The organism is Cellulomonas wangsupingiae (assembly GCF_024508275.1).
Lineage (GTDB): Bacteria > Actinomycetota > Actinomycetes > Actinomycetales > Cellulomonadaceae > Cellulomonas > Cellulomonas wangsupingiae.
Genome location: NZ_CP101989.1, coordinates 405,814 through 424,587 on the forward strand (window position 1 = coordinate 405,814; position 18,774 = coordinate 424,587).

The following is an 18,774-nucleotide window of genomic DNA, read 5'->3' on the forward strand; positions in this document are numbered from 1 at the left end:
AGAACCCATGCGCGGCGTGATCATGTACGGCCCCGGTGACGTCCGGGTCGAGGACCGCGAGGACCCCACGATCGTCGAGGCGACCGACGCCGTCATCCGGATCACCGCGACGTGCATCTGCGGGTCCGACCTGTGGCCGTACCGCGGGGCGGACCGGGTCGACCGCGCCAAGATGGGGCACGAGTACGTCGGGGTCGTCGAGGAGGTCGGCCCCGAGGTCAGGACCGTGAAGCCCGGCGACTTCGTCGTCGGGTCGTTCGTCATCTCGGACGGCACCTGCGAGATCTGCCGTGTCGGCTTCCCGTCGAGCTGCGTGCACCGCGTCTTCGTCGACGGCGCCATCGGCACCCAGGCGCAGAGGGCGCGCATCCCGTTCGCGGACGGCACGCTCGTCGCGACGCCGGGACAGCCCGACCCCGACCTGGTGCCGCACCTGCTCGCGGCCTCCGACGTCCTGGGCACCGGCTGGTTCGCCGCCGTCGCCGCGCAGGCCGGTCCCGGCAGGACGGTCGCGGTCGTCGGGGACGGCGCCGTCGGGCTCATGGGCGTGCTCGCGGCCAGGCAGCTCGGCGCCGAGCGGGTCATCGCCATGTCACGGCACGCCGGCCGTCAGGAGCTCGCCCGTCACTTCGGCGCGACCGACGTCGTGGAGGAGCGCGGCGACGCGGGCGTCGCACGAATCAAGGAGCTGACCGGCGGGCTCGGCGCCCACTCGGTGATCGAGGCCGTCGGCAGCCAGGAGTCGATGACGCAGGCGATCGGCGCGACCCGGCCCGGCGGCAACGTCGGGTTCGTCGGCGTCAGCCACGACGTCCGGCTGCCGGGTCAGCTGCTGTTCTTCTCCCAGGTGCAGATCCTCGGCGGCCCCGCACCCGTGCGCCGGTTCCTCCCCGACCTGGTCCAGCGCATCTGGGACCGGACGATCGACCCGGGCAAGGTCTTCGACCTCACCCTGCCGCTCGAGCAGGCCGCCGAGGGGTACCGGGCCATGGACGAGCGGCGCGCCACCAAGGTGCTCCTGACCGTCTGACCGTCTGACCGTCTGACCGGCGGCAGGGTGGCCTGCACCCTCTCCGTCGGCGGCATCCGGACCGCGGCTACCCCACGGCGCGCAGGAGGAACACGTTGCCGTCGGGATCGGCGAGCCCGGTCGTGCCGTCCGGCCGCGGACCGAGCGGTGTGGCGCCGATCGCCGTCAGGCGGGCGACCTCGTCGGCGAGGTCGCCGCCGGCCACGGTCAGGTCGAACCGCTGCCGCTCGCGCCCACGTCGGGGCGAGGGCGGCCCGTCCCACGAGACCTTCGTGCCGCCGCGCGGGGACTGGACGGCCGTCTGCGGTCCCTCGTCCCAGACGAGTGGCCAACCGAGCGCCGCGGCCCAGAAGAAGCCGACGTCCCGCGAGCCCTCGCACGTGAGCTCGGCGAGGAAGCCGCACCCGGCGAGGAAGGTGGTGCCGGGCTCGATCACGCACAGCTCGCCGCCCTCGGGGTCCGCCAGCACGACGTGCTGCTCCTCCGGGAGCTGTCCGACGTCGAGGTGGCGCGCGCCGAGCCGGAGCGCCTTCGCGACGGTCCTCCGCTGGTCGGCGGCGTCGGTGCTGTTGAGGTGCAGGTGCATCCTGTCGCGGCCGACCTTCGGCTCGTCGGTCGCCGTGAACCGCAGGCCCAGCTGCGTCCCCGACCCGGGGACGAGGACACCGTCGGCACCCGTGCGTACCTCGCGGCCGAGGAGGGCCGCCCAGAACCCGCCGGCGCGGGCAGGATCGTGGACGTCCACGTTCAACGCGGTCAGCCGAGAGGGCACGACTCGCACGCTAGACCGACGTGACGCCACGCGCACGGGGGCCGGCGTCAGGACCCCGTGATCGCGGTGATGATGCCCTGCTGGGTCACCGTCGCGGACTGCCGGTCGAACAGCCCGAACCCGTACTGGCCGTTGTACCCGTTGTCCCAGTAGGCCGTGGCCGCCCCGTACTGCTTCGCCAGGGTGACCAGTGTGCGGGCGTAGTCGGCGCGGTACCGGTTGTTGGTCGGGTCGGCGGTCGTCTTGTCGATCGACCCGTACTCACCGATGAACACCGGGTAGCCCTTGGCCACGAACGCGTCGTGCACCTTCTTCAGCTGGCCCTCCATGTACGTCTGGTCGCCCCACGTCGCACTGCGCGAGGGGTCGGTCACGTTGGGGCCCCACTGGGTGGTGGCTCCGCTCTCCGTGCCGGTGAAGTCCCACGGGTCGTAGTAGTGCACGGAGATCATGATCCGCTTGTCGGCGCTGGGGATCGCGGAGGACCGGTACTGGTCGGTCGGGATCGTGAAGCCGTAGCCGCCGGTCGTGTAGTCGATGTTCGTGTTCCAGCCCGGGACGAGCAGCCACCGCGAGGCGTTGGTGCCGCCGGTGCGGCGCACCGTGTCGACGAAGACCTGGTTGTACGCGTTGATGTTCGAGTAGCACGGCTCCGTCGGGGTGCCGTACTGCCCGTCGAAGTTCTCGTTCATCGACTCCAGGACGAGCCGGCCGCCGTAGTCGTTGAACGTCGTCGCGACCTGCTGCCAGACCTTCTCGTACTTGGTGCGGATCTGCTCCTGGCCGGACGCGTCGCAGATGAGCCACGCGCCGCTGACGCTCTTGTAGCCGTCGCCGTGCATGTTGATCACGACGTACAGCCCGCGGTCGTACGCGAGGTCGACGACCTGCTGGATCCGGGTGAGCCAGGCGCGGTCGACGGTGTAGTCCGGTGCCGCGCCGATCTTGCCGAGGTAGGAGACCGGGATGCGGACCGTGTCGAAGCCCGAGGCCTTGACCCGGTCGAGGAGGGCGCCGGTGATCACCGGGTTGCCCCAGGCCGTCTCGCTGGGCATCCCGTCGATGCTGGCCTCCAGCTGGTTGCCCAGGTTCCAGCCCTGGCCCATCTCGGCGACGAGCCGCGCGGGGTCGGCCGTGACGGGGCCGGTGGACGGCGTGGGGGTCGGGCTGGGGGACGGGCTGGTCGTCGGCCGGGGCGACGCGGTCGGTGTCGTCGACGGCGACGGCGTGCTGGACGGGGTGACCGGCGCCCCCGTGCACGTGACGCCGTTCAGCGTGAACGACGTCGGTGCGGGGTTGCTGCCGGAGAACGTGCCGATGAAGCCGAACGACGCGGTGCCGTCGGTGGGCACGGACCCGTTGTACGCGGCGTTGCGCACGGACACCGCCGACCCGGACTGGGTGACGGTGCCGTTCCACGCCTGGGTGACGCTCTGCCCGGCGCCGAAGGAGAAGCGCAGGTCCCACGAGGTGAGGGGGTCGCCGAGGTTGGTCACCTGCACGGCGGCGTTGAAGCCGCCCGGCCACTGGCTGGCCACGGTGTAGTCGACGCGGCAGCCGGCTGCGGCGCTCGCCGGGCTGGTGACCGCGACCGATCCGACGAGGGCGACGAGTGCCGCCGCGGTCGCGGTCAGCGCCTGACGGAGAGCGTGCACGGGGAGTCCCTCTCAGGAGTGGGTGCGAACGCGCCCAGCCCACCAGGGACAGCGCTTTCGCGCAGGCGGCGAAGCGTTTCACGTCGCCGGTTCACCACCCGGCCTCCGCCAACCCCGGCAACGAGCCCCCGGTGCTGACCACTGGTCAGCTGGGAGCACCCCGAACCCGGGTGGGGCCACCTGGCGGTGACCACTGGTCAGTTGGGAGCACCTGGAGCCCGAAAAGCGACCCCCAACTGACCAGTGGTCACCCCGAGGGGCAGGCCCGGGGCGTCAGCCCGTCCGTCGGACCTCCGCCTGGAGCGTCACGGTGCCGTCGGGTGCGGTGGTCTGCCGGTACACCCCCGTCGCGCGCAGGCCGCGGTCCGCGAGTGCCGCGTCGAGGCCGATCCAGGCGTCCGCCACGTCAGGGGGCGCGTCGAACGTGACTGCGACGCCCTCGTCGACCGCCGCGACGTCGACCACGGTCAGACCGTCCACGGGGGTCGGCGTCCCGGCCGTGACCAGGATCGCGTCGTCCGCGGTGCCGTCGTACAGCAGCACGACGGCGTCGTCGTCACCGAGCCGATCGCGCAGCTCGCCGCGCAGCCGACGTGCCGCGTCGGGGATCTCTGTCTCGTCCCGCACCGAGGCGCGGACGCCCCACAGCCGCAGCGCCGGCAGGGGCGCCAGGTCGAGTGTGCTCATGACGGTGTTCCGTCCCTTCTCGAAGGTCGCGAGGCGCGACCGCACCTCGGCGAGCCGGCGCGACGCCTCGTCGACCTGGGCGACGAGCTCCTGCTCGCGCGTCCGGAGCAGGTCGACCAGGCGCCGCTCGTCGAGGTTCCCGTCGAGCAGGTCGCCGATCGCGTCGAGCCCGAACCCCAGGGCGCGCAGGGACGCGACCGCGCGCACCCGGCCGACCTGGCTGGGTGCGTAGCGGCGGTACCCGGTCATGAGGTCGGTCGACGCCGGCTCCACGAGTCCGAGCTGCTCCCAGTGGCGCAGCATGCGCCGCGAGACGCCCGTGCCCCGCGCGATCTCCCCGATCCTCAGCATGTGGTCCATCGGACCTCCTCACACGGTGTCAGAGTCAACACCGGCCGGTGCCGGGAAGCGGCCGCCCTGACGCCGCGGGGTGTTGACTCGGGCGATGGCCTTCACCCCGATGCCGGCCCGGCTCGACACCGAGCGGTTCGTGCTGACCCCCGAGGAGCCGTCGGACGTCCCGTGGCTGGCGGAGCTGTTCGCGGCACGCGGTGCGGGCGCGGTGACCCCCGACCAGGCTTGGCAGCGCATGGTGGCCGCGCACGAGCGGACGCGCCCGCACGGGATCGGGGTCTACGTCCTGCGGCCGCGTGACGGGACCGCGCCCGTCGGCTACGTCGGCCTGGTCGTGGGCCGCTGCACCGTCGAGGAGCCCGAGCTCGCCTACGAGCTGCTGCCCGCCGCCCACGGTCGCGGCTCCGCGACGGAGGCGGCGCGCGCGATCCTCGACGCCGCCTTCGCGACGGGCCGCGACAGGATCTGGGCGACCTTGCGCGAGTCGAACGCGGCGTCGCTGCGGGTGCTCGCCAAGCTCGGCGGCTTCGCGGTGCGCAGGGTCACGGCCGACGAGCGCGGGCGGGTGCTGTGGCACGTGCGCGAGCAGGACGCCTGACCGCCGCGCGATCGGCCCGTCGGGGCAGCGGCTCGCGCCGGCCGTCGTCGCGGCCGCACTCATGACCCGGCCGCGAAGGCAGCGGTCAGTGGTCGTGTCGCAGTGCGCGGGCTTCGGCCTCCAGGTCGTAGGACAAGGCGATGGTCTGATCGACGCGCGCCGAGTCCCACACCACGTCGGGGTCCGGCTCGAGGAAGGACAGCACGGCTGAGGTGATCGCGTACGACTGCGTCGTCCACGGCGACCGTTCGGTCGAGCCGAACGCACGCATCTGGACGGCAGGTCCGGTCGGGACGATCGCTGCGCGCCCGACAAGTCCGACCATGAGTGCTCCGGTCGTCGCGGCCATGAGCGTGTACCCCGAGCTCGCATCGAGCCACGGCACGAGCCGGTAGCCGAGGACGCCGGGAAGCCGTGAGTAGACGCGCGCGCGGTGCTCGGTGAACGCGCGTTCCGAGGCATGGAGAGCGGCGGCGACGGCGTCGCGCAGGTCACCGGCAGGCAGGCTCGAGCAGGTGGCTCTCAGTGCGAGATGGTCGCGCCACCGCCGCGAGCCCGCCAGCCGACGGAAGTCGCTCTCGGTCGTGATGCGCAGGCTCTCGACGACGAGGGTCCGGCGCCCCTGCTCGGTCACGAGCGAGTCGCGAGACGTGGCGATGCGGTCGCGCACCGCGGCGATGTCGGCGTCGCTCTCCGGCTCGAGACGTGCGTCGTGCACCACGCGCAGCAGCACGTGGCGCAGGAAGTCGGACCGGTTCGGCCACCGCCGGTACGCGGTGGCGCGAGACACCCCGGAGGCGGCGATCGCCTCCTCGAGGCTGATGCCGTCGAGCCCGACCTTCAGCCCTCGCTGGTGCACGAGCTCGACCGCGGCGGCGACGACGCGATCGGCCGCGCCGCCCACGGGAGGTTGACCGGGATCGGGCATGAGCCTATTGTCCATGAGACATCATGTCTCACCTTGGCGAGGACGATCTCATGCCTGCTCATGTCGTGCTCGGATGTGTCGCTCTGCTCGTCGCGGTCCTGGTCGCGACGGCTGCACTGGTCTACGCCCTCGCCCCGTCCGGCCGTCCCTCCCTGCGGTGGCCACTGGTCGCCGGGACGGCCGTGGGTTTCGCCGTCGCGGTGGTCGCCGGGCAGGCCGGGGGCAGTCTGCTCGACACGGTCATGTCGTCAGGGTCGAGCCTCGAGGCGGCCGCGGCCCAGGCGCACGGTCACGGCAGCGACGCGTTGGTCGTCTCGCTGTTCTTCCTGCTCGTCTGGGTCCTCGTCTCGACCTGGAAGATGCTGCGCCCGTCGCGGGACAGCCATGCCAGGTCCGCGCGGATCGCCGCCGGCGTGCTCGTCCTCATCGCGGTGGCGACGATCGCCTCCGCCGCACTCGTGCTCTACCAAGCGCTCCAAGCCGTGAGCCTCGGACACCCCAGCTGGGGAGGCGTGTAGCCATGAACGTGATCGTGATCGTCGAGTCCTGCTTCGGGAACACCTACCAGGTCGCCCGCGCGATCGCCGACCGCCTGCACGACGCAGGCTCGCAGGCGGAGCTGGTCGACGCGGCTGCGGCTCCGTCGCTTCCCACCGCCGACCTGATCCTCGTCGGCGCACCGACGCACAACCTCGGTCTGCCCTCGGCCGCGACGCGTGCCAAGGCGGTCAAGAAAGGCGCAGCCACGCCCGCCGCGGGGGTGCGGGAGTGGATCGACCGCGCTGAGCCGACCGACGCGAGGCTGTTCACCTTCTCCACCCGGTTCGACAGCTCCTGGTCGGGATCGGCGGCCAGGGCGGCAGCGAAGAGCCTGCGGCGACGCGGCGTCAGCGCGGAGCGAGGCGAGGACTTCGTGGTGACCGGGGTGAGCGGGCCGCTCGCTCCGGGCGAGCTGGACCGGGCTCGCGACTGGGCAGCAACCCTGGCGCCTTGACTCGAACCGGGGCAGCGTGAGCACTCGCCCGTATCCGATACCGTCAGGAAACGCCCTCGTCGATGCGGGCGGTGACGGTTGCCGCCACGTCAGGAGCTGACATGTCCCTCGTCCGCGTGCACAACTTCTCGGTCTCGCTCGACGGCTTCGGCACGGGGGAGGGGCAGACGCTCGAGGCGCCGTTCGGGCACGCCGGCTCGCGGCTGATGGAGTGGGCCTTCGAGACGCCCACGTTCCGCGCGATGGGCCTCCACGGGGTGACGGAGGGCTCCTTCGGTGTCGACGAGGCGTTCGCCGGCTCGTGGGCGACCGGGATCGGCGCGGAGATCATGGGCCGCAACAAGTTCGGTCCGCAGCGCGGTCCGTGGCTCGACGAGGAGTGGACGGGGTGGTGGGGCCCCGACCCCGTCTTCCACACCCCCGTCGTCGTCCTGACGCACCACCCGCGGCCGACGCTCGAGATGGCGGGCGGGACCACGTTCCACTTCGTCGACACCGATCCCGTCTCCGCGCTCGCGCTCGCCCGGGAGCTGGCCGGCGGCCTCGACGTGAGGATCGGCGGCGGCGTCAGCACGGTCCGCCAGTTCCTCGCGGCGGACCTGATCGACCGGATGCACCTCGTCGTCGTGCCGGTCCTGCTGGGCAGGGGCGAGCGGCTCTGGGACGGGCTGGAGGGTCTCGACGAGCGCTTCAGCATCGAGGCGACCCCGTCGCCGTCGGGCGTCGTCCACCTGGCCTTCGCGCGTCGGTAGGCACCCGCCGAGCGAGGGTGCTAGCCGGCCGGGTCCTGGTCGAGCGGGTGGGCGAGGGCCCGCTCCGCCCACCCGGTCGCTGTCAGCGCCGCGGCCGCACAGCCCGGTTTGCGCTCCGCCTGGTCCTCCAGCAGGCCCACGAACGCACGGGCGAAGCCCTGCCGCGGGTACGCGGCGACGAGGGCGTCCGTGAAGGACGGGTCGAACTCCTCCAGGCCGGTCCCGGAGACGTCCGCGCTGGTCCCCACCTGCAGCAGCCGGCTCTCCACGTCCACGTCCGGCGCGACGTCGTCCCGCATGTGCAGCACGATCACCTCCGCCGCCCGGTCGCGTCGCTCGCCGGACCAGCCGAGCCCGGCGGTGACGACGCGGGCCAGGTGCCCGCCCGCCTCCTCGAAGGCGACCGTGTGACTGTCGAACGGCGGCGTGAGGGCCAGGTCGTGCAGCATCGCCGCGACGAAGAACAGCTCGCGGTCGAAGTCGAGGCCGCGAGCCTGCGCCCAGGCGGCGCCGACGACGTACGACCGCACGGAGTGGTGGTGGAGGGCGGGGTCCGCGTACTCCGTGCAGACGGTCCACGCCGCGTCCGCCGCCCGCCCGGCGGGAACGCGGACCCCTGCGACCTCGACGGGCAGCGCGCGGCCCGGCCTCACAGCGCTGCGGCCCGTGGGCGTCGTGCCCACACCGGCACCCGCTCGGGCCGCGGCCCGATGCCGACGAGGCGGGCCGTGAGCGCGCCGAGCGCGGGCACCCGTCGGAAGAGCCGGGGGCCGCGGTCGGGCGCCGCGGCCTGCTCCCCGGCGATCGCCGGCCCGATGGCCCGCGCGTGCATGACACGCTGCACCCCCTGCAGGACCGCCGTGGGCAGACGGCGACGAGCCTGCACGCGTGCGACGACGTGCGCGGGGAACGCGTCGCGGAACGCCCCGGACCGCAGCGGACCCGCCAGGACGCGTGCCGCTGCGATCGCGTCCTGCACCGCGAGGTTGACCCCGATGCCGCCGATGGGGGACATCGCGTGCGCGGCGTCGCCGAGGCACAGCACGCCGGGAGCGGACCAGCGCCGCAACCGCTCGAGGCGCACGTCGAGGTGCTTGACGTCGTCCATCGAGGCGATGCGGTGGACGTCGTCGGCGACCTCGGGGACGAGCTCGGCCACCTCCGCCCGGAACGCCTCGATCCCCCGCGCCCGCAGCGCGGCGTCGGTGCCCTTGGGGCCGAGGTACGCCATCTGCAGGTACCCCTCGCGGGGGATCGTCACGAGCGCACGGCCCGGGTGGACGCGCGGCACGAGCGCACCGCCGACGGGTCGGCTCGTCGGGACCTGGAACCACCAGGCGTCGAACGGGACGGGGAAGTGCCGGGAGGGGAGCCCGACGGCGCGTCGGACGACCGACCAGCGCCCGTCGCACGCCACGACCAGGTCGGCCCCCAGGGTTCCCTCACCCTGCGGCGTGCGGTACCTGACGCCGGTCACGCGTCCGCCGGTGCGTACGACGTCCGTGACCTCGTGCTCCCGCAGCAGCGTGAACCCCGGCTCGGCGCCCGCCGCGTCGGCGAGCAGGTCGAGCAGGTCCCACTGCGGGACCATCGCGATGTACGGGTACGCCATGCGCAGGCGCGAGAAGTCGACGACGGGCACGGGCGCGCCGCCCGCCGGGTCGGGCAGCGTGATGGCCTCGACGCGCGAGTGCGGCAGCGCGAGGAAGCGGTCGATGAGCCCGAGCTCGTCGAGCGCCTGCATCGTGGACGGGTGCACGGTGTCGCCGCGGAAGTCCCGCAGGAAGTCGGCGTGCTTCTCGAGGACCGTGACGTCGACACCGGCGCGTGCCAGCAGCAGGGCGAGCACGAGTCCGGCGGGCCCGCCGCCCACGACCGCGCACGTCGTCCGGTCCTGCGTGGTGCCGTTCGACGTCATCGCCGCCCCCCGTCCTCGGGGGACATCCTGCCCGATCTGCGCCGTGTGTCGAGGTTTCGCGCGTGCTCGCGGGGTCGCCGCCGGTGTCAGATGGCGCTGCGCACCGCGTGGTGCACGTAGACGACGCCGTTGGCGAACCGACGGGTGTCCAGCAGCTCCAGGTCGAGTCGCACGCCCCGCGGCAGGGCCGGCTTGCCGCCGCCCACGGTGACCGGGCACAGCAGCAGCACGCACTCGTCGACCAGGCCGTGCCGGAACGCCTCGGCCCCGAGGATCGCGCCGCCGACGCTCAGGTCCGCGACGGACTCCTCCTTGAGCCGGCGTACCGCGTCGGCGTCGAACTGCCGCTCGATCCGCGTCCGCGCCGTGGACACCGCGTCGAGCGTCGAGGAGTAGACGACCTTGTCGGCGTCGCGCCAGATCCCCGCGTACTCCCGGACGACGGCCGGCTGGTCGGTCAACCAGTCGTCGTCCTCCCAGACGCGCATCGTCTCGTACATGCGCCGGCCGTAGAGCGACGTGCCGATGCCGCGCTCGTGCTCGTTCCAGAACGCGTGCACCGCCTCGTCGGGCACCGACCAGTCGAAGGCGCCGGTCTCGTCCTCCAGGTAGCCGTCGAGCGAGGTGTTGGCTGCGTAGATCAGCTTGCCCATGAGTGTCTCCGGAAGGTGGGGGGGCTCAGAGGTGGGGAGCGTCGCGGCCGGTCCCGTCCGGCGCCGCGAAGATCGCCTGCATCTTGTCGATGCACTGCTCCTGCCCGGCCTGCGACTGCGCCCGCGTCTCCTCGTCCACGTACCCGGTCTCGGTCAGGGTCAGGCGCGTGCGCCCGTCCGGCAAGGGCTCGAGGAGGACCACGTGCGGCACCTCGACGGGCACGGTCGCCGGCACGCCTGCCTCGCCCGGGGTGAGCGCTGTGCCGGCCTCGTCGACGAACGTGCTGACGAACGCGAGGCGCTCCGGTGGTTGGACGACGCGGAACGACCACCGGTTGTGGATCCGGAAGCCGCCCCACTCGTCGGGTGCCTGCATGGTCACGACGGTCGAGCCACCGACGCGCACGTCGACGTCCGCCCGGGGGCACGTGAAGCCCGTGGGCCCCCACCACCGGCGCAGCAGGTCCGGGTCGCTCCACGCCGTCCACGCCACGTCGGGCGGGACGTCGAGCTCTCGGGAGACGACGACGGCGTGCTCCGTCCGGGGTGCGTCCGGCCGGTCGTCGGTGGTCATCGGTTCTCCTCGCGTCGTGGGTTCGCGGTGCAGACCGCCGACGGGCCCGGGACTCATCGCCCCTGCCGTGCCCGGACGCACGACCGGCCGGGGCGTCCTCGCCCCGGCCGGTCGTCGCAGCGCCTGTCAGCCGGCGGTGCAGGTGGCGCTCAGGTTGCTGCCGGTCCCGCTGGCGATGAAGCCCGCGGTCGTCGAGGCACCCGCGCCGAGCTTGCCGTTCCACTCCGCGTTGGCGAGCGTGTCGCTGCCGCTGAGGGTGGAGCTCCACGCCTGCGTGATCGTGGCGCCGTTCACGGTGACCACCCAGCTGTTGATCGCCGCGCTGCCCGCCTTCACGGTGACCTCACCCTGGAAGCCGCTGCCCCACGAGTTGGCGGCACGCACCGTGGCGGTGCAGGCGCCGTTGCCCGGCTGCGGTGCCGGGGTCGTCGTGGTCGGATCCGGTGCCGGCGTGGTCGTGGTCGGCGTGGGCTGCGGTGCCGGGTTCCCGCCGGGCGTGATGTACGCGTCGATGCACTGGTAGAACGCGTTCACCGTGTCGGCGATGTTCCACCGGACGAAGATCTTGTGGTTGCCCTCGGGCAGGTTGTTGATGGTGTGGGTGAACCGCTTGGGCGGCTGGGCCCCGTTGTCGTTGATCGTGGTGTGCAGCCGGCCGTCCACGAAGTACTCCCACGTCGACGTGGAGTGGTTGGCCACGATGTCCCAGGTGAAGGTCTCGTTGGTCGTGAGGTTCTGGCGCGGCCAGGCCCGGGACTCGTTGTCGAGCTCGGTGAAGCGGCCGCCGCCGGAGCAGAGCATCGAGCCCTTCTTGGCCTCCACGCTCCACGGCTCGTACTGGACGGGGCCGCAGTCCTTCACGGCGCCGGTGTAGCAGAGGTCCTGCCGGCTGGGCGGGTCGGAGATCCACCCGTGCGCCTGGGCGGACGGCGCGGGCATGGCGGTGAGCATCGCGAAGGCCAGTGCGACCGCCGCCAGGGCGGACAGGAGCAGTCTCACGGCGGTGGGTCGTTGGGCGCGGGGGAGGGCGGAAGATCTCATGCTGGGTCACCTCGACCGGGTGTGGGTCGGACATGGACGGTCGCGGTCGAACGTACGTGCGTGCGTGCGGGGCAGACAGGGCTAGAACCGTTTCACCAACGGCTGCGGAGGTCTTCTCCCAGGTCGTCCAGACCGCTCGGTGACCGTCTGCCGCGTAGCCCGGCGTCCCGGTAGGGACTGCGTACGAGACGTCTCTACCGGGACACGTCCTCACCCCAGGGGACGAGACAAGCGGGAACAAGGACTCGCGCTGATCGAGTGTCAGGGCTCATAGCTCGGCACCTGGGTGTCCGCACCGTCGCGCCGGATCGTCAGCAGGTCGTCTGCTGACATCCCCTCGTGCAGTATCGGCAGTACCCACGCCCAGTCAGCAAGGATCACCGTAGAGCCGGCGGCAAATCCGGGGATCGAGGTGATCACGGAGACCACCTCGGCGAGAACCTCCGGCGCCCGCCAGTCGATGTCGAGTCCCTGCCCCGCCACGGTCACCTCGACGAGCGCCTCGCCGTCGTTCACGACGATCTGGCCCGCGGACACTGTCGCGACCCGGCCGCTCGCGGCATTGAACGTGGTGGCCGGCCACACGGCGCGCAGGGTGTCGAAGACGACCGACGGGTCGAACCGGAACTCACCGTCGGCGACGGCGACGATGGAGTTGGGCATCCTGCCAACCTTTCACGGGACGATGCGAACGTAACCGCGCAGCCCGAGAGCGATCATGCGACTCTCAAGAAACTGTGCCGCGAGCTGGGTGTTGGTGACGTACTCAATCACGCCTGTTCCCCCGAGCTGCTCGGCGGCCTCCGCGAGCCGGGCGAGCCGCTTGTCCATGACTTGTGCCGCGACGACCTCGAGGCTGCTTCCCGGCGGCGGCTCGTAGAACTTGCTCGACGTGCCGGGCCCGACATGCTTGGCATCGCCCAGCGCGCCGTACGTCGAAGTGAACCCATCGGGTTGCACGCGCGCTTCGGGCAAGTCGATGCGTCGCTCGTTGTCGCCGTAGATCCGCAGCTGGTACAGCAGGTCGTCGTCCTGGGCGGAGACAGGAAGGCGTGGGAGCGCCTCGTACCGCGCCACCGCGGCGGCCTCGTCCGCTGCGGACAGGGCAGGCTGGACCGACCCGTCAGCCAGCGGGACGGGTTTGCGGCCCAGGAGCCAGTCCATGTCGATGGCGCCGACGTCGGACCGGTCGGCGAGCATCGCGCGGCGTGTCGCCATCCACGCGGCGGGGTCGGCGATGACGTCGTCCACGACTGTTCGGACACCACGGCCGACGGCGGCACCAGCGAAGTTCGTCGGGGCGAACGTCAACGCCGCACCCACGGTGTCGGCCGCCAGCTGAGCGGGTGTGGCCGTCGCGAAGTAGTCGCGAGTCGCTTGCTCAGGATCCTGGACCCACGTCGCGATCCCGTGGGACTTGTCCAGGCCCCACGTCAGGACCCCCGAGACGCCGAACGCGAGGGCGAGAGACCCACCGGACAGTGCGATCGCGGCAGCGATGCCCGCACCGATGAGGATCTGGGTACCCACAGGCTGGTCGTGCCACCAGTCGCCGACGGCGTTCATCACACCGGCGAGCCACCGGCTGCGGCCGAACGGCAGCATCCCGACGTTCGCGGCGGTTCGCGGCGCCAGGACCAGCGCAGCGAGCAGCAGGACAGCCAGGGCGCCGCCGGCCACGGCACGTCGGGCACCGGGGTGCACCGGGGCCGCCAGGGCGTCGTACGTGACCTCACGGGCGGCGCGCTGCGCACTGGGGACCACCGCAGCGCGCCGTGCGATCTCCCAGCGCTTCTGTCCGGGTTGCGGGGTGTGCGCGGCGAGCTGTTCGCGCAGGTCTCGTGCGGTGAGCCAGACCAGTGCGGCAGCGGCCTGCAGGACTGTTCCCGCGGCCCGAGCGAGCGTGTGCGTCCGTGAGTGCGGGAGCACGTCACGAGACGCATGCACCCACCGGGGTCTCGGAACGGTGCGCAGGTTCGACCCGGGCACCCTGCTGAGCCTGGACGCGTCGACGAGCAGGCAGACCACGACGATCAGCACGAACAGTGCAGGGCGTCCGTGCCCGTGCCCGAGCCAGGACCACGGGACGCGGATCCACCACGGGATCGTCGAGGTCGCCGGGTCCAGCCACAACGGTGTGCCGTCCGGCCCGAGGTTGTGCGCCCCTTGGTTCTGCACGTTGTACCCGGCGTGGTCGGCCGCTGCCGAGACCAGAGCGAGCAGCGGAATCCCGACCGCGGCGACCCGGACGGCCGTGGCCGTGATCCCGCCGCGGCCTCGCACGGACCGCGATGCCGCGAGCGCGAGCCCGACCAGGCCGGTGACGATCGCGGTCATCACCGCGTGCCCGCCGAACCCTGCCGGGCCCTCCTGCCACGACGTCGGCACCGGTGCGAGCTGGAACCGGATCCAGTCCTCCGGGACACCGTTGATCGTCCAGAGCCGGGCCATCAACGTGCCGAGGTTGTCCACGACCAGCAGGTAGACGCGCCGGACCCCTTCCTCCACGGCGAGGAACGCGGTACCGGAGGCGACACCGAGCAGCGCCCAGTCCACGGTCGCGAACCGTGCCGCGCGGCGGGGCGCCAGCAGGGCGACCAGTGCGATCGGGACCAGCTTGAGGGCTTCTTCGACGACCCCGGCGATGACGACATTCGCTCCTGTGGAGCTCACCGTCTCGCCGATCGCCGTGGACAAGAACATCGAGAGCAGTCCGATGCCGATCGACCAGGGCAGGCACGCAGCGAAGAACCGCATGAACCCCGACCAGGTGAGCGTCTTGGTGCGGGCAAGCGCCCACCACGCGACGACGACCCACACGCTGCCCAGGTACGCCCGCAGACCCAGGCGCAGGTCCGGCATGAACACGAACAGTCCCAGCAGCCACACCAGCGCGACCCACAGCCCGATCGCGCGCGCTCGAGCCCATCGTGCGGTGAGCGCGGGCCGTGCAGCCCACCACTGCGCGCGTCGTTGCGCCCAGACCTGCCACCACTCACGGGGAGGTGCAGCACCCGCCAGACGTTCCTCGACGACAGTCGCCGATGCCACCACGAACCTCCGGGAGCAGATGTGCAGAACGGACGCCGCGCACCGTAGCGGGCGAAACGCCTGCCCGTCATCGGCCGTCCGGGCGCACCGAGACCCGCGCACGACGTCGTCGTCGCGCACGACCGTGAACCCCAAGGGCCCCCGCCCCACGCGGGTGGCCCGCAAGACGCTGCTGGCCGTCGCCGGGTTGGTCAGCGTGCATGACCACACCTGGACGACCGACCGTTCCCGCGCCGTGCGACGGTGGTGCGAGATCGAGCCCGCGCTCGACACCGACGGCGTCGCCGCGGCCGTGGCGGAGCGCCTCAGCCGCCTGATCGGGCTCTGGCCGGACGCCACGTGAGCTGCCGGTAGGTCATGTCGCGAACCGGTCGATCGCCCGACGTGTGAGCCCCATCTCCAGCTCTCCTCCGTGGCCCTCCGATTCCACGACGTGGAGCTCGCTGCCCGGCCACGCCCGGTGCAGCCTCCACGGCGTGATCGCCGGACCGCTGATGTCGCGGCGCCCGTGGATGAGGACGCCCGGGATCCCCTCCAGCTGGTGGGCGCGCGCCAGGATGCTCTGGCTCCCGGGGAGGAAGCAGTCGTGGGCCCAGTAGTGCGTGACCAGGGTGGCGAAGTTCGCCCGCTCGCGGGGGTCGTCGTGCAGGGGCCCGGGTGCCCAGCCAGGGGCGAGCGAGATGTGGGTCGACTCCCACGTGTCCCACGCGTCCGCGGCCGCGGACCGCACGGCGGGGTCGGGGTCACGCAGCCGCCGCGCGTAGTCCTCGACGACGCGTCGGCCTGCGGGCGTCGTCGCGGCGAACCGTTCCCAGGCCTCGGGGAAGACCCTGCCCACGCCCTGCGTGATCCAGTCGATCTCCTCGCGGCTCCCGGTCGTCACCGCGGTGAGCACGAGCTCGGTGACGCGGTCGGGATGGGTCAGCGCGTAGGCCAGCGCGAGCGTCGACCCCCACGACACGCCGTGGACCAGCCACCTGTCGATGCCGAGGTGGGTACGCAGTGCCTCGATGTCCGCGACGAGGGCGGGGGTGGTGTTGTCGTCGAGGTGATCGAGGTCGTCGACGGCCCACGGGGTGCTGCGCCCGCAGCCTCGCTGGTCCAGCCCGACGACCAGGTAGCGCTCGGGGTCGAACCGGCGGCGGTAGCCACCGCCGCCCAGGCCGCTGCCGGGCCCGCCGTGCAGGTACAGGGCGGGACGGCCCTCGGGGCTGCCCGACGTCTCCCAGTGGAGGCGGACGTCCCCGGGCCGGGTGATCCACCCGGAGTCGAGCGGAGCGAGGGGAGGGGGCACCCGGCCACGGTACGGGCGCTGACCTGTTCTCGTGCCGGTACTCGTCAGCCCGCGATCAGCCGACGTTCCGGCCGGCGCTGGTCCTGGCCCCCTCAGCACGCTGTCGGTTGCCGGTCATGCCTGGAGGAGCTCGCGCGATCTGGCCGGGCCGCGAGCATCTGGCCTGCGAGTGGACAGATGCGCTGGGCAAGCGCCGGGCGCTGTGCCCCGTCCGCTGATGCCGCCGTCCGCGCTCCTGCCGGGGCTGCGACATGATCGGACCATGCCCGTCGATCGCGATGTGCCGCCTGATCGCCATCAGCGCTGGCTCGTCCGGCACACGGTGGCCTACCGCGCCGTCGTCACAGCCGTCGCCGTCGCCGGCGTCGTCGCAGCCATCTGGATGACGACCGGTGACGGGTTCGGCTACTGGTGGTTGATCACGCTCGGCCTCGTGCTCAACGCCTGGGTGGGTTGGCGGAGCACGAACGAGCTCGGGCGGTTCATCGCCGAGTACGACCGCACCCACCCTCCCGTCGCCGGGGACGCAGTCCCGAGGCAGGACTGACGAGGGGGTCCGGTGATGCCGGCTCGCACCGCGGCCGGCACGGACTCGTCACGTACGACCGGTGCGGTCCCGCCAGCGGGCCTGCTTCGCGCGGTTGCCGCAGATGCTCATCGAGCACCACTGGCCGGTGCGGGAGCGGGACGTGTCGTAGAAGCCCCAGCGGCAGTCGTCGGCGGCGCAGACCTTGAGGCGTGACCAGGTCCCGTCGGCGAGGGATGCGGCGACCGCCGACACGATCCGTCCGTAGACGGCGTCGGCGCCTGTCCCGACGGGTCGGAGGGTCGGTCCGTCGGACGTGAAGCGCACCGTCAGCCGGGAGCGGGTCGCCGCGGCGTCGAGGGCCTCGATCGTCGCGGGCGGCAGCGGCGCGCGGTCGTGGTTGGCGAGGAGGGCTGCGCGCAGCGCCTCGCGGAGCCGTCGGCCGAAGCGGAGGTCGGCGGCAGTCGCCTGGGAGGCGAGCCCGTGCGCGCCCGCCCACGAGGCCCACGCGTCCGGATCGCGCATCAGGTCCGCTCCCGACTCGATGTCGAGGGTGTTGACGAACGCGCGCACGATCTCGAGCTCACCCGGAGCAGGCGTGACGGGAGAGGACGTGGGCACACCGGAAGAATAACTGCCATTGCGGTGACGATGGTTGGTCCATAACCTCTGTCAGCATGACGACGGTTACCAGCGCGTGGCGGGTCCCGGCGTTCCGGCGCGTCTGGGGCGCCGGGGCCTTCTCGGCCCTCGGGGCGGAGATCGGCGAGCTGGCGGTCCCGGTCCTCGCGGTGGTCACGTTGGGAGCCTCCGCCTCCGAGCTCTCGTTCGTCCGGGCCGCGCTGCTGACGCCGTACCTCGTCCTCACTCTCGCCCTGGGGGTGCTCGTCGACCGCGTGCGGCGACGGCCCCTGATGATCGGCGCCGACCTCGCCCGCGGCCTGCTCCTGGTCGCGGTGTGCGCCCTGGCGGTGAGCGGCCGGCTCACGGTGCCGATGCTCGTCGTCGCGGCCGCGCTGATCGGGTCGCTCACCGTGCTCTACACCTTGGCGGACTTCTCCTTCCTGCCGCTCGTGGTCGAGGACCGCGCGCTGATCGACGCGAACGCCCGCATCACCGCCACCCAGTCCGTCATCGGCGTCGCCGGTTCGGGGGCGGGCGGCCTGCTCGTGCAGGCACTGACCGCTCCGATCGCGGTCGCCCTGAACGCGCTCGGGTACCTGCTCTCGGGCGCGTTGCTCGCGCGCGTCCGGGTGCCCGAGTCCCGGCGTCCGAGCGCTCCGCGCGGTTCCGCGCTCGCCGAGCTGAAGGTCGGCCTGGCCGCGCTGTCGCAGCACCGGATCCTGCGCGCGCTGGTCGCCGAAGCGGGCCTGTGGAACTTCGGCAACGAGATCCTGCTGCTCGCCCTGACGGTCCTGGTGCTGCAGACGTTCGGGTGGGGGCCCGTCGTCCTCGGCGCCGTGAGCATGGCCGTGGGTGTCGGCGCGGCCGTCGGCAGCGCCCTCAGCCAGCGACTGACCCTCCGGTTCGGGTACGGGCGCTCCCTCGTCGTGGCGATGCTGGTCGGGAACACCGCTCCCCTCGCGGGGGTCGTCGGCGCCCGGGAGCCGAGCTGGCCGGCGCTCGCCGGCCTCACCGTGGCCTTCGTGGTGTCCGGCGTCGGGATCGGCGTCGCCAACTCCCAGGCCGTCAGCCTGCGCCAGCTCGCCGTGGCCCCGGAGCTCCGCGGTCGGGTCAATGCCACCTACCGCCTCGCGTCGTGGGGCAGCCTGGCCGTCGGGGCGCTCGTCGGGGGTGTCCTGGTGACCAGCCTCGGCCCGTGGCTCGCCGCCGTGATCGGCGCCCTCCCGATGGCCCTCGCGAGCCTGCCCGTCGTCGCCTCCCCGGTCAGGCGGATGCGCCGGATCGAGGAGGTCGTCCCCGGGGAGGCAGGGTGCTGACACGTCA

At 72.6% G+C, this 18,774-nt stretch carries 21 protein-coding genes; 8 read left to right on the plus strand and 13 right to left on the minus strand.

What is annotated here, in order from left to right:
• Positions 1-7 precede the first annotated feature (7 nt).
• Entirely contained in the window at positions 8-1,030 is a 1,023-nt protein-coding gene (locus tag NP075_RS01970; protein ID WP_227564827.1) for a zinc-dependent alcohol dehydrogenase family protein, read from the plus strand.
• 67 nt (positions 1,031-1,097) lie between these two features.
• Here NP075_RS01970 and NP075_RS01975 read toward each other — a convergent pair whose 3' ends face one another.
• The 3 genes from NP075_RS01975 to NP075_RS01985 all read right to left on the minus strand — a co-directional run bounded on the left by NP075_RS01975 (position 1,098) and on the right by NP075_RS01985 (position 4,504).
• On the minus strand, positions 1,098-1,802 hold the full coding sequence (locus NP075_RS01975; RefSeq protein WP_227564828.1) for a VOC family protein: 705 nt from the start codon (positions 1,800-1,802) through the stop codon (positions 1,098-1,100).
• A gap of 47 nt (positions 1,803-1,849) precedes the next feature.
• Positions 1,850-3,457, minus strand: coding sequence for a cellulase family glycosylhydrolase (locus NP075_RS01980; RefSeq protein ID WP_227564829.1), 1,608 nt, complete (start codon positions 3,455-3,457; stop codon positions 1,850-1,852).
• 273 nt (positions 3,458-3,730) lie between these two features.
• The gene (locus tag NP075_RS01985) at positions 3,731-4,504 is read right to left on the minus strand and encodes a MerR family transcriptional regulator (RefSeq protein WP_227564830.1); all 774 of its coding nucleotides are present in this window, start codon (positions 4,502-4,504) and stop codon (positions 3,731-3,733) included.
• An 85-nt stretch (positions 4,505-4,589) separates the two neighbouring features.
• Here NP075_RS01985 and NP075_RS01990 point away from each other — a divergent pair, with 85 nt between their 5' ends.
• A complete protein-coding gene (locus NP075_RS01990; RefSeq protein ID WP_227564831.1) occupies positions 4,590-5,096 on the plus strand; it encodes a GNAT family N-acetyltransferase in 507 nt (168 codons plus the stop codon).
• 85 nt (positions 5,097-5,181) lie between these two features.
• On the opposite strand, the gene NP075_RS01995 is transcribed toward NP075_RS01990, so the two are convergent.
• Positions 5,182-6,024, minus strand: coding sequence for a TetR/AcrR family transcriptional regulator (locus NP075_RS01995; protein WP_227564832.1), 843 nt, complete (start codon positions 6,022-6,024; stop codon positions 5,182-5,184).
• A 50-nt stretch (positions 6,025-6,074) separates the two neighbouring features.
• Between NP075_RS01995 and NP075_RS02000 the strand changes: the two genes are divergently transcribed.
• From NP075_RS02000 to NP075_RS02010, 3 genes are all read left to right on the plus strand, one after another.
• Positions 6,075-6,542, plus strand: a complete 468-nt coding sequence (locus NP075_RS02000; RefSeq protein WP_227564833.1) for a hypothetical protein — start codon at positions 6,075-6,077, stop codon at positions 6,540-6,542.
• 2 nt (positions 6,543-6,544) lie between these two features.
• Complete coding sequence (locus NP075_RS02005) at positions 6,545-7,018, plus strand: flavodoxin family protein (protein WP_227564834.1); 474 nt, start codon at positions 6,545-6,547, stop codon at positions 7,016-7,018.
• Between the two features lie 101 nt (positions 7,019-7,119).
• Complete coding sequence (locus tag NP075_RS02010) at positions 7,120-7,770, plus strand: dihydrofolate reductase family protein (RefSeq protein WP_227564835.1); 651 nt, start codon at positions 7,120-7,122, stop codon at positions 7,768-7,770.
• A 20-nt stretch (positions 7,771-7,790) separates the two neighbouring features.
• Here NP075_RS02010 and NP075_RS02015 read toward each other — a convergent pair whose 3' ends face one another.
• The 7 genes from NP075_RS02015 to NP075_RS02045 form a co-directional block, all read right to left on the minus strand.
• Positions 7,791-8,453, minus strand: a complete 663-nt coding sequence (locus NP075_RS02015; protein ID WP_227564836.1) for an HD domain-containing protein — start codon at positions 8,451-8,453, stop codon at positions 7,791-7,793.
• Positions 8,420-9,688 carry an FAD-dependent oxidoreductase gene (locus NP075_RS02020; protein WP_227564837.1) on the minus strand — a complete coding sequence of 423 codons (1,269 nt, stop codon included), beginning with the start codon at positions 9,686-9,688 and terminating at the stop codon, positions 8,420-8,422. The genes NP075_RS02015 and NP075_RS02020 overlap by 34 nt, the downstream gene beginning before the upstream one ends.
• An 86-nt stretch (positions 9,689-9,774) precedes the next feature.
• Complete coding sequence (locus NP075_RS02025; RefSeq protein WP_227564838.1) at positions 9,775-10,341, minus strand: dihydrofolate reductase family protein; 567 nt, start codon at positions 10,339-10,341, stop codon at positions 9,775-9,777.
• Positions 10,342-10,366: 25 nt separating this feature from the next.
• Entirely contained in the window at positions 10,367-10,915 is a 549-nt protein-coding gene (locus NP075_RS02030) for an SRPBCC family protein (protein WP_227564839.1), read from the minus strand.
• Between the two features lie 126 nt (positions 10,916-11,041).
• A complete protein-coding gene (locus tag NP075_RS02035; protein ID WP_227564840.1) occupies positions 11,042-11,914 on the minus strand; it encodes a lytic polysaccharide monooxygenase in 873 nt (290 codons plus the stop codon).
• Between the two features lie 303 nt (positions 11,915-12,217).
• Positions 12,218-12,619: a hypothetical protein gene (locus tag NP075_RS02040; RefSeq protein WP_227564841.1), complete on the minus strand. Its 402-nt coding sequence runs from the start codon at positions 12,617-12,619 to the stop codon at positions 12,218-12,220.
• Positions 12,620-12,631: 12 nt separating this feature from the next.
• Complete coding sequence (locus NP075_RS02045) at positions 12,632-15,127, minus strand: restriction endonuclease fold toxin-2 domain-containing protein (RefSeq protein ID WP_256791428.1); 2,496 nt, start codon at positions 15,125-15,127, stop codon at positions 12,632-12,634.
• 4 nt (positions 15,128-15,131) lie between these two features.
• Between NP075_RS02045 and NP075_RS02050 the strand changes: the two genes are divergently transcribed.
• Positions 15,132-15,350, plus strand: coding sequence for a hypothetical protein (locus tag NP075_RS02050; protein ID WP_227564843.1), 219 nt, complete (start codon positions 15,132-15,134; stop codon positions 15,348-15,350).
• Between the two features lie 12 nt (positions 15,351-15,362).
• On the opposite strand, the gene pip is transcribed toward NP075_RS02050, so the two are convergent.
• Positions 15,363-16,301 carry a prolyl aminopeptidase gene (gene pip / locus NP075_RS02055; RefSeq protein ID WP_227564844.1) on the minus strand — a complete coding sequence of 313 codons (939 nt, stop codon included), beginning with the start codon at positions 16,299-16,301 and terminating at the stop codon, positions 15,363-15,365.
• 262 nt (positions 16,302-16,563) lie between these two features.
• Between pip and NP075_RS02060 the strand changes: the two genes are divergently transcribed.
• Complete coding sequence (locus tag NP075_RS02060; protein WP_227564845.1) at positions 16,564-16,848, plus strand: hypothetical protein; 285 nt, start codon at positions 16,564-16,566, stop codon at positions 16,846-16,848.
• Positions 16,849-16,896: 48 nt separating this feature from the next.
• Here the strand turns inward: NP075_RS02060 and NP075_RS02065 are convergent, their stop codons facing one another.
• Positions 16,897-17,448 (minus strand): CGNR zinc finger domain-containing protein, encoded by a 552-nt coding sequence (locus NP075_RS02065; protein ID WP_227564846.1) that lies wholly within the window; start codon positions 17,446-17,448, stop codon positions 16,897-16,899.
• A 56-nt stretch (positions 17,449-17,504) separates the two neighbouring features.
• Between NP075_RS02065 and NP075_RS02070 the strand changes: the two genes are divergently transcribed.
• Positions 17,505-18,767: an MFS transporter gene (locus tag NP075_RS02070; protein WP_227564847.1), complete on the plus strand. Its 1,263-nt coding sequence runs from the start codon at positions 17,505-17,507 to the stop codon at positions 18,765-18,767.
• Positions 18,768-18,774: the final 7 nt, after the last annotated feature.

What these genes read in the sequence shown, in the direction of transcription:
- NP075_RS01970 (WP_227564827.1), top strand. Translation starts at nt 8, where the DNA reads ATGCGCGGCGTGATCATGTACGGCCCCGGTGACGTCCGGGTCGAGGAC.
- NP075_RS01985 (WP_227564830.1), bottom strand. Translation starts at nt 4,504, where the DNA reads ATGGACCACATGCTGAGGATCGGGGAGATCGCGCGGGGCACGGGCGTC.
- NP075_RS01990 (WP_227564831.1), top strand. Translation starts at nt 4,590, where the DNA reads ATGGCCTTCACCCCGATGCCGGCCCGGCTCGACACCGAGCGGTTCGTG.
- NP075_RS01995 (WP_227564832.1), bottom strand. Translation starts at nt 6,024, where the DNA reads ATGCCCGATCCCGGTCAACCTCCCGTGGGCGGCGCGGCCGATCGCGTC.
- NP075_RS02000 (WP_227564833.1), top strand. Translation starts at nt 6,075, where the DNA reads ATGCCTGCTCATGTCGTGCTCGGATGTGTCGCTCTGCTCGTCGCGGTC.
- NP075_RS02005 (WP_227564834.1), top strand. Translation starts at nt 6,545, where the DNA reads ATGAACGTGATCGTGATCGTCGAGTCCTGCTTCGGGAACACCTACCAG.
- NP075_RS02010 (WP_227564835.1), top strand. Translation starts at nt 7,120, where the DNA reads ATGTCCCTCGTCCGCGTGCACAACTTCTCGGTCTCGCTCGACGGCTTC.
- NP075_RS02020 (WP_227564837.1), bottom strand. Translation starts at nt 9,688, where the DNA reads ATGACGTCGAACGGCACCACGCAGGACCGGACGACGTGCGCGGTCGTG.
- NP075_RS02025 (WP_227564838.1), bottom strand. Translation starts at nt 10,341, where the DNA reads ATGGGCAAGCTGATCTACGCAGCCAACACCTCGCTCGACGGCTACCTG.
- NP075_RS02030 (WP_227564839.1), bottom strand. Translation starts at nt 10,915, where the DNA reads ATGACCACCGACGACCGGCCGGACGCACCCCGGACGGAGCACGCCGTC.
- NP075_RS02040 (WP_227564841.1), bottom strand. Translation starts at nt 12,619, where the DNA reads ATGCCCAACTCCATCGTCGCCGTCGCCGACGGTGAGTTCCGGTTCGAC.
- NP075_RS02060 (WP_227564845.1), top strand. Translation starts at nt 16,564, where the DNA reads ATGCCCGTCGATCGCGATGTGCCGCCTGATCGCCATCAGCGCTGGCTC.
- NP075_RS02070 (WP_227564847.1), top strand. Translation starts at nt 17,505, where the DNA reads ATGACGACGGTTACCAGCGCGTGGCGGGTCCCGGCGTTCCGGCGCGTC.